Annotated in this window: 9 protein-coding genes; 4 read left to right on the forward strand and 5 right to left on the reverse strand. The window is 34.9% G+C overall.

All coding sequences use genetic code 11. The annotated features are described in order from the left end of the window. Positions 1-509 precede the first annotated feature (509 nt). The 4 genes from F6K22_RS21105 to coaD form a co-directional block, all read right to left on the reverse strand. Complete coding sequence (locus F6K22_RS21105; protein WP_293102219.1) at positions 510-1,217, reverse strand: GDYXXLXY domain-containing protein; 708 nt, start codon at positions 1,215-1,217, stop codon at positions 510-512. Between the two features lie 146 nt (positions 1,218-1,363). Then, on the reverse strand, positions 1,364-2,752 hold the full coding sequence (locus tag F6K22_RS21110; protein WP_293102221.1) for a DUF2157 domain-containing protein: 1,389 nt from the start codon (positions 2,750-2,752) through the stop codon (positions 1,364-1,366). A gap of 1,683 nt (positions 2,753-4,435) precedes the next feature. Next, entirely contained in the window at positions 4,436-5,104 is a 669-nt protein-coding gene (locus F6K22_RS21115) for an ATP synthase subunit B family protein (RefSeq protein WP_293102223.1), read from the reverse strand. Beyond that, on the reverse strand, positions 5,065-5,565 hold the full coding sequence (gene coaD, locus F6K22_RS21120) for a pantetheine-phosphate adenylyltransferase (RefSeq protein ID WP_293102225.1): 501 nt from the start codon (positions 5,563-5,565) through the stop codon (positions 5,065-5,067). Before coaD ends, F6K22_RS21115 begins: the two co-directional genes overlap by 40 nt. A 252-nt stretch (positions 5,566-5,817) precedes the next feature. Between coaD and F6K22_RS21125 the strand changes: the two genes are divergently transcribed. From F6K22_RS21125 to F6K22_RS21140, 4 genes are all read left to right on the forward strand, one after another. Beyond that, complete coding sequence (locus F6K22_RS21125; protein WP_293102227.1) at positions 5,818-6,042, forward strand: hypothetical protein; 225 nt, start codon at positions 5,818-5,820, stop codon at positions 6,040-6,042. A 159-nt stretch (positions 6,043-6,201) separates the two neighbouring features. After that, positions 6,202-7,362 (forward strand): DUF58 domain-containing protein, encoded by a 1,161-nt coding sequence (locus F6K22_RS21130; protein WP_293102229.1) that lies wholly within the window; start codon positions 6,202-6,204, stop codon positions 7,360-7,362. 166 nt (positions 7,363-7,528) lie between these two features. Further along, entirely contained in the window at positions 7,529-7,894 is a 366-nt protein-coding gene (locus tag F6K22_RS21135) for a ferredoxin thioredoxin reductase catalytic beta subunit (RefSeq protein ID WP_293102231.1), read from the forward strand. Positions 7,895-8,306: 412 nt separating this feature from the next. Next, entirely contained in the window at positions 8,307-8,705 is a 399-nt protein-coding gene (locus F6K22_RS21140) for a DUF309 domain-containing protein (RefSeq protein ID WP_293102233.1), read from the forward strand. Positions 8,706-8,893: 188 nt separating this feature from the next. Here F6K22_RS21140 and F6K22_RS21145 read toward each other — a convergent pair whose 3' ends face one another. Then, positions 8,894-9,022, reverse strand: coding sequence for a hypothetical protein (locus F6K22_RS21145; protein WP_293102234.1), 129 nt, complete (start codon positions 9,020-9,022; stop codon positions 8,894-8,896). Positions 9,023-9,085 lie beyond the last annotated feature (63 nt).

Raw genomic sequence — 9,085 nt, forward strand, 5'->3', positions numbered from 1 at the left:
TAATTTATCGGACAATATCGGTTAACAATTGGAATTGAGCATCTGATATTTGGAAAAATTAAAGCAACAATAGCAACAATAAGACTAGCGCCTGCGATAGCCAAATTTACATTTTCCTTAGTCCAACTAAATCCACTTCGCATAAATTTTATTAAATATGAATCATCTTCAGACAGGTAATTGCTAAATACCTATACAAAAGTCTTAAGCTATTTACATTTAATTCTAGCCGAAAAAGTTATTACTGGCGAGTTGCATTTAATCCTGGTTGAAAAAGTTTGTTATTGCTAGTCGAGGGCAATCTTATTGCTGATTGCTACAATTAAAGGTACTTTCAAACTAGGATATTTATTACATATTTAAAATATAAGGAAGTAATCAATGCAAGACGAAATACTAGCTAAAGAACAAAAATTCCACGATATCTGAGCATTAACTGTTGATAATGAATGCCGAAAATTTCAGCAGTTCAAAAAGCTGATAGCTGAATGCTAAAAGCTGATAGCTATTTAAAACTTATAATTACGCTCTTTTACCCACAAACTTAAAGGTACAGCTTTACCTTGAGAATTTACTTTTACTTCTACGACAAAAGGTATTTGACCTTCTGAATTAACACTCCGTTGTACTTCCGAAATATCTTGATTAATTTCTGTACGTCTATCCTCCGGCATAAAATAAGTTTCCAAACCATATTTAACTCTCCAACCATCAAGTTTTCCTTGAATAGCTATCTGATTATCTGGCAAATTTTCGGGCATTTTTGCACTTACTGCCACAGGTTGCCAAACTTTCGGAATGCCTGAATTTTCTATTTTTTCAGGTGCAGCTAAAATTACATAAATATTAGTTTGATTGTCTGAATAAAATCTGCGGGAAGTTTCCAATTCAAATTGATGCCAACCCGGAAGTTTGCTCAAATTATCTTTGCGGGAAATGTCATAATTTAATACTTGATAATAACCCCGCAAAAAATCATAAGGGTCTACAGGTGCAGTTTGTAAAATAACTGTTCTACCTGTAATGTGAGTATAAATAGCTTGAGCAGGAACTGACAAAATTAATGCTAATTGCAAAGTTAAAGGCAAAATAAACCGCCAAATAGGTATTTGCTTTGTTAGAGATTTTGTTTGATTAATAGGTAAACTTATCTCTTCAGTATTATCCTGATTTTTAGTTGATAAATTGCTTTGACTAAAAGGGTTATAAAATTTCATGTTAGTTCTCCAATTATACCGTTTCACGGAAGTTAAAAATCAAAAGTAATTATCAAATACAAAAAATTTTGCTAGTTACGAATCTCGTCTATCTCCTTATTCCCTATCTCCTTATTCCCTACTCCCTATTCCCTACTCCCTATTCCCTATTTTAATGATAAATGACGTTCATACCATAAACCGGCAGCTATAACTCCTACACCACATAAAATAAACACAAAAGACTTCAGTAATAATCCAGTATTGTACTCAAAAGTACGACTAACAATTTGTAAAGTCAACAATACTAAACCGCCCCAAAAAGTACCTCTAATTCCTCGCGCTAATCCAATCCTAATTAAACCTGCTGCCAAAATAAACATTTCTATATTTATAATAAAAGTGGCTATTTCTGGAATTTCATTAATACTCAAATGCCAGAAACATAATATTGCTGTTCCAACAATAAAACCCAAAATCACACCACTGACTAAATCTAATCGCCAACCCCGAGCATCTCTTTTATTTGGTCGTGCCAAATACAACCATTGCCAAATAGTTAATCCCACAAATAGTAGAACTTCAACTAAAGTTAACCAGTGAATTTCTGATGATATATCAGAATAATTTACTAATGAAAAATCCTGCCAAATTGCTCGAAAAGATAAAAATAAAAATCCAATACTCAAATACCAAATAGCTAAATTTCTTGTTAAAGGTTGAAAAATTCTGCTATCTACTTTAGGCAAGATAATGTCGTCATATCCCCACAATAAAGCAGGAGGTAAAATTAAAGTTATCGCTCCCCATAAACCATGATTTGAAAAATCAAAAATTCGGAACAAACTAATTTCTAAAGCTAGCAATATTATCAATGCAGCTAGAAAGAAAATTATTCGGGAATTGCACCAGTAAGCTAGGGGAATAAACAAAAATACTGCCACCAAAGACATATATTCTATTATGAACTGTAACCAGGAAAATTCCTCTGGATAAAATACAGTTGATAACCCCATTAAATAGCCTAATCCTATCAAGAGAATAGAAATAATTCCCAGAGATTTTAGTTGTAGACTATAAGCCATTACTAAAACTCCTAATCCCCAAACAATATATAATCCGTAGGGAGAACCACCAATATGAAACATTTGAGCCATTAGTGCTATATTTGCCCCTAAAATTAATGCTCCAAATATTAATAGTCCGTGACCTAATTTTTGTTTTTTATTGGTAGTATTAGGTAGAGTATTTTGTTGTCGCCATAAATAAAAACCAGTGGTATTAACTCCGATAAATAAAGTTAATAATAGGAGTGTTTTTACTTCTCGTGACCATTGTTGCCAGTTAGCAGAAACAAAAGTGATTATACCTAATCCCAGGAGAATACCACCCAGGGAAATTAAGATAGTAACAAAACGAGAACTAGCAGTTTTTTCTAAAGAATCAAATTGGTAACGCTCTGATAATTGTTGATAGAGATAATTATCAATTAATCCCTCTGTTTGCCATAGTCTCGCTTCTTGGCGAAGTTGGCGACGAAACTTTTCTGTAATCATTTTATTTCTAGAGGAAGTTAGGAATTTATGTTACATTTAAATTTGGAGAATTAGTAATAATCAAAAATTTTCTTTGAGTTTTTTTTGATAGAATAGAGTGTATAAATTCTGAAAAAAAGCCAAGGTTTATCTGAAAATAGAGCATTTTTCAAGTATTTTGCCAATTGTTGTTTTTCTTCTTTCCCGAATAATGAATAATTAATATTTATTAATTAAATACCTTGGTTAAAAGCCTCCCCCCATAGGGGAAAAAAAGTGCTAGGATATTTCCTTATATTCAATCCTCTCGGTTTTCCTTGAGGTAATTATCCATTATCCATTATCCATTAATGAACTATGCCTTATTCCCTTTTTCCTAAAACCTAAAACTTAAAATCTAAAACCTAAAATTTTGTACCTCACGAGCATGATAACTAGCATAGGTATAATTTCTATTTACCAAAAAATTAAGTCCAAAGCCTCCCTTTTTAAGGGGATGAAAAAAATATTCAATTCAGTATTTCAAGCTAGAGACTTTAGTGGTTGGTACTGATAATTGATAACTGATAACTGATAACTGATAACTGATAACTGAAATGACCCAAACTTATATAAATTATCGTGGCAATTAACAATTTCCACTTAAATATGGATGCCAGTTTCAAAATTGCCACATTTATCTAATTTTATCCTTGGGGAAACCGGGCTAATGTTATGATGGATTTATCTCAACGTTGGCCCTTGACCCGCGCTCTCCCGTAGGGGAGCGACGCAATTGGAAAACCAATCAATAAGAGCGGTTTTACAGATAATCTGTTAACATACAAATATTGCTCAACCAAAAACCAAGGTTGAGATTAATATTGTTTTTTCAATTAAGTCGTCGAGGGGCACTCGGAGACGTTAAACGGACATGGAGGAAGCGTGATTACTGGCAAGCCAGCATTTTCCAGTGAGGTGTCAACCCGCCCTGAATCTTTCCAGTAGGGGCGATTCGCGAATCGCCCCTACAGTCTGTTTGATTGATGGATGGGAATCCCGCGCTGTCTCGCAGAGCAGCGTCGGGAGGATGTCAAAATATTTATATTTACTTGAAGTTACCCGGTTTCTGAATATTGTTTAGGAGTTTTGAGTTTGTTGACAATTTACGTTTTTTAGCGATATAAAACGATATTCTCTCAAATGTAAGATTTGTATCTTCTGCTCTAATCACTGCTTAAACATTTCTCGGGTGTCTATCTATTAGACATCGACACAATTACGAGGTAGCAGGGAGCAGGGAGAAAGAATTGATTAATAAGAGTGGGAAATTGATTTGATTTTTTATTCAGGACTTACGCTCCAAGCGCCATATCTAGTAGGGGTAAATGCTCATTCTTCCCTAAGGATAGTGTGTGGTCTAAGAATTTGCGTAAGTCCTGTTATTATTGGAGATGTCTATTGACAAAGACTGAAATACAAGTGTAAACTTGAGGGATGCGGTTGGGCAAGACCCGTCAATACCTGTGGATGAGTAACCGCCGACGGTAGCGACGTTTCGCTGCGCGACATGAAACGCATTTTTGTTATGCAACGTCTGTACAGCAAGGGACGTTGCATGCAACGTCCGTACACATCAAGTTGTGACATTATGTGACGCTTTGTATCAGTTTTATGAAGCAGTAAACTAAGTCCCGATTTAATAATTAATAACTCCATTATTAATCATACTTCGGGATTTAATGGCGTTATATCAGTTCCATAACCTCCATCTCCTTCCAATTGTTGACGACCATTACGAATCACTTTGAGCATATCCGTTAACTGCTGTTCAATACTATCAAGCACATGATCTGCATAGTCATCAGCACCATTCTGAATTTCATCACATTCGGCGATCGCTCTAGCTCTCATTTCTTCCAATTCTTGTTGAGCTTGATAGCGAATTTGTTCAATTTCAGCAATAGTAGCTTGTTGAATTGCTTCACAGTCTAGCTGAACCTGATTTCTAAGCTGATCTGATTCTACTTTAGCTTGCTGCACCAGACCCATTTCATTTAAAATTTGGGAAGCTCGTTGTTCAGCATTTTCAATAATCTCTTCAGCATAAAGTTCAGCTTCTTGAAGAATTTCATCTTTATGTCGAACAATCATTTCTGCTTCCTGAAAAGCAACTGGTAAATTCAGACGTACTATATCTAGTTGGTCTAATAACTGTTCTTCATCTATTAAAGTACGTCCCACAAAGGGTATTCTAGGACTATCGAGAATAATCTCCTCGAGTCGATTTAGTTCTCTCTGGATATCTACTCCAGGAGAAGCAGTGGTGGGTTCACCCTCGACATTTTGTCCATTTACTTCTGGTTCAATATTGGCTGAGTTTTGTCGTAACATTTATAAATATCAATAGCAATGTGCTGAGGAACAAGATGATCTACTGAGCCACCAAAAATGGCAATTTCTTTAACTACACTACTACTTAAAAAACTATATTCGTTAGAGGTAGCCAAAAAAACGGTCTCTATTTCGGACGATAAGGTTTTATTTGTGTGGGCCATTTGCAATTCTTTTTCAAAATCTGAAAGAACCCGCAGACCTCGAATCAGGACTTTAGCCTGTCGCATTTTTGCATAGTTTACCGCTAAACCATCAAAACTGGCTACCTCTACATTAGGTAAGTGTTCTGTAGAATAGCGAATTTGATTTAAACGTTTCTCAATAGTAAATAAAGAGGTCTTACTAGGATTTCGCAGTACGGCCACAATCACTTTTTTAAACAGCTTACAGCCTCGTTCTATAATGTCTATGTGACCGAGGGTAATAGGGTCAAAACTGCCTGGATAAATTGCAATCACAATTATAGATATGTAAGAGTTACTGAAGTATTTTAGCAAGCTTTTTCACAGATTAGGGAGTAGGGAGTAGGGAGTAGGGAGTAGGGGGGATTTTTTGATGAATAAGAGTGCGATAATTGATTTTATTTTTGATTAGCTGAAGAAAAAATAATCCAAACTAAAAATCCAGTAAATTATAGAATTGCTGCCGAAACTAAAGAACATCAAAATTATCAAACTTCAACACAGCAATTAAATATTTATGAAGCAGTATTGCCAATCATACTTGAGAACTTAGAGAAACCACAAACAGATAAAGATTTAGCCACAAAGTTAAACGTAAATATTAGTCAATTACAAGATTGGTTAAAAATAGCTAAAACAGAAGGAAAAATAATTTCAGAAAATCAATCCAATATTTATGTAATTTCCCAAGACATCAAACAGTTATCTCTATTTGATACAGTAGAAGATGATGAGCAAGGATTAGATTGGTAAAATTATCTCTAAAATAGGAAATAGTAATTGATAAAAGCTTGTAGTAGGGCTTTAGTCCTATCTATAGTTCGGGCTAAAGCCCTACTACAAACAAAAACTTTTTTATTACTTATTATCTAACATCATATAAATCCTAATCAAAATAATCAAACTAACTAGATGAAAATTTACTACAAAATTTCCGACTGGCTAGAAACTAACTGGGTAACACCAGCTTACGCAGGTGGGTTACTCGGAATATTATCAATATTTTTCTTCGGTGCCGCTACTAACACAATGGCAGGATGGTTATATGTAATTAGTGGCATGAGTTTTGCATTGTTAGGAATGGGTGCTGTTTTACCAGGGCGATCGCTACGTCAAATAAAAGTACGTCGCCATCCAATTCAACCTATAACTGTGGGTGACCATTTAGCGATCGCCCTGACAATAGAAAATTCTACTAACCAACCACTAGCTTTGCTGCAACTCCAAGATGAAATTCCTTTTGTATTAGGAAAACCAGTGCAACAAGCAATAGAAGTTATTCCCGCTAAAGACACTTACCATTGGGTTTACTATCTCCCCACTCAAAAAAGGGGTATATATAGATGGCATTATCTTCAACTTAGAACCGCAGCACCTCTAGGTCTATTCTGGTGTCGTCGTAGTCGAAATGCTAAAGCTACCGCCATTGTTTATCCTACCGTTTTACCCCTGAGTAGTTGCCCCATCATAGATGAACTTGGTCAAGAACATAGTCGTCAACTTCACGAAGATAGTCGTTATCAAATGGCTTCGGAAGGATTAACTCGGACATTACGACCATATCGGTTTGGAGACCCTAGTCGTTTGATCCACTGGCGGAGTAGTGCGCGTTATGGGGAGTTGCGGGTTCGGGAACTAGAGGTATCTAGGGGAGGAGAAGAAATTTTAATTTGTCTCGATAGTGCTGCTGAGTGGCAACCCGATAATTTTGAAGCTGCGGTGAGTGCTGCTGCTTCTTTATATTTTTATGCTAACCGCTCTCTACTAAATGTTCAACTTTGGACTGCTGCTACTGGGTTGGTGCATGGTAATTTAGCTGTGTTGCAAACCTTAGCTGGAGTTAATTTTGGGGAAGAGGTTTTGGCAGGAAAACCACCAGAAAGGTCTTTGCTTTGGTTGACTGAAAATTCGGTTAGTCTGACTTCTCTTCCTCCTGGAAGTAGATGGTTATTGTGGTTAGATGAGTCTGTTGCTTCAGCAGCAGAAATACCACAGCTTCAACATTGTTCTGGTTTGGAAATTAGTTCTAATCAACCTTTAGAGTTTCAACTTCACTCACAAATTAAAAGTTAAATTGGCAACGGTATTATTTGTTTTGATTGACAAATTTAATTATCTATAGTATAGAAGTAAAAAATTTTCAATATGGGAAACTTTTAATGGAATTTTTTTCGTAAAATGGCTTTATGTAGTAAAATTGATAAACTAACTAATATCACCAGCATAACAAAAACATATTATGACCCTGACTACAGAAAACAAGAAACTATCTACTGAAAAATCTTTGGAGGCGATGAAAAAGTTCTCTGAAAAGTATGCCAAGAATACAAATACTTATTTTTGTGTAGATCCTTCAGTTACTGCTGTGGTAATTGAAGGATTAGCTAAACATAAGGATGAATTGGGCGCTCCTTTATGTCCATGTCGTCATTATGAAGATAAAGAAGCAGAAGTAAAAGCTACATATTGGAACTGTCCTTGTGTTCCAATGCGGGAGCGCAAAGAATGTCATTGTATGCTATTTTTAACCCCAGATAATGATTTTGCTGGCGAACAACAAGAAATTAGTCAAGAAGATTTAGAGTCAACTAGAGCAAGTATGTAAGTTTAAAACTTGAAGGAAGAAGGTTAATGAAGTCAGAAGTCAGAAGTCAGAAGTTAGAAGTTAAATTCCTACTGTGACTGAGTTTGATAGTAGCAATAATGTCTTAACTGTCCTGATGACTGCTATATTTTGATAATTTATTTCTCTTTTTCCTTCTTCTCAAGATATTAGGTTTCACTTCCTGGATAGTTTTGTATATTGAACAAATGACGATTGATTTTCAACTATCTATATAATTGAGAAAAGACTAATCAAAAAATATCTAATTAATGTATGTAATAATTTTGTGATTGTTTAAGCTTAAATGAATAGGAGTAATTTCCTAGTAAAATAAAAGGAAAGAAAGAAGAAAGTTGAGAAGTGATATGGGATTAAATTTAGTTTTTAGTGTTAATTTTTGATTTTAGTAATAATGACTTCTGAAGGAGAAAAAATTCCCCAAGAGTTTTGGCAGGGAATAGCAGAGTTTAACGCACAAGAATTCTACAAATGCCATGATACTCTTGAGGCTTTATGGTTGGAAGCTGGAGAACCAGAACGCACTTTTTATCAAGGGGTTTTACAAATAGCAGTAGGACTTTATCATGCTGGAAATGAAAATTGGCGTGGTGCTGTTATGTTGTTAGGGGAAGGTATTAAGAAATTGAATTATTATCACCCTGATTATTTTGGGATTAATGTTGATAAATTATTGACAGAAAGTAGTGAATTGTTGAAACATTTGCAAATGTCTGGACCTGAAAAAATTGCAGATTTTGCGCGTGATTCCTCAAATAGTAAATATCCGAAAATATTCAAAATAAAAGATTAATTATAGCAGTCCTATTTTATTTGTGTATAAAAACCTTAACGCTTTTAGGGAACAGGGAACAGGGAACAGGGAATAGGTAAAAGTTTCAGGTTTTTTATCTACTTTTTGATTACCCGTAACCTATTTAGGATTGCTATATCTGGTAAATTAATGGTTTGGTTAGTAAAATTTAAGCTAACTAAATATGCCTAATTTAATTTTAACTGCATCAAGCGATCGCTCTCTTCTATTGCTAACAAAGATTGGTAGAGAGATGGGGAGATGGGGTGATGGGGTGATGGGGTGATAGGGCGATGGGGTGATTCGTATATTTGCACAATTTTTTGTATTTCATATTAATATTGCCTCTTTTTGTAGATTATAAAAATAATTAGTTTCAG

Source organism: Okeania sp. SIO2F4 (genome assembly GCF_010672385.1).
In the GTDB taxonomy this organism is placed as follows: domain Bacteria; phylum Cyanobacteriota; class Cyanobacteriia; order Cyanobacteriales; family Microcoleaceae; genus Trichodesmium.

Coding starts and splice junctions, on each gene's coding strand:
- F6K22_RS21105 (WP_293102219.1), bottom strand. CDS start 1,217: ATGAAATTTTATAACCCTTTTAGTCAAAGCAATTTATCAACTAAAAAT.
- F6K22_RS21110 (WP_293102221.1), bottom strand. CDS start 2,752: ATGATTACAGAAAAGTTTCGTCGCCAACTTCGCCAAGAAGCGAGACTA.
- F6K22_RS21130 (WP_293102229.1), top strand. CDS start 6,202: ATGAAAATTTACTACAAAATTTCCGACTGGCTAGAAACTAACTGGGTA.
- F6K22_RS21115 (WP_293102223.1), bottom strand. CDS start 5,104: ATGTTACGACAAAACTCAGCCAATATTGAACCAGAAGTAAATGGACAA.
- F6K22_RS21135 (WP_293102231.1), top strand. CDS start 7,529: ATGACCCTGACTACAGAAAACAAGAAACTATCTACTGAAAAATCTTTG.
- F6K22_RS21140 (WP_293102233.1), top strand. CDS start 8,307: ATGACTTCTGAAGGAGAAAAAATTCCCCAAGAGTTTTGGCAGGGAATA.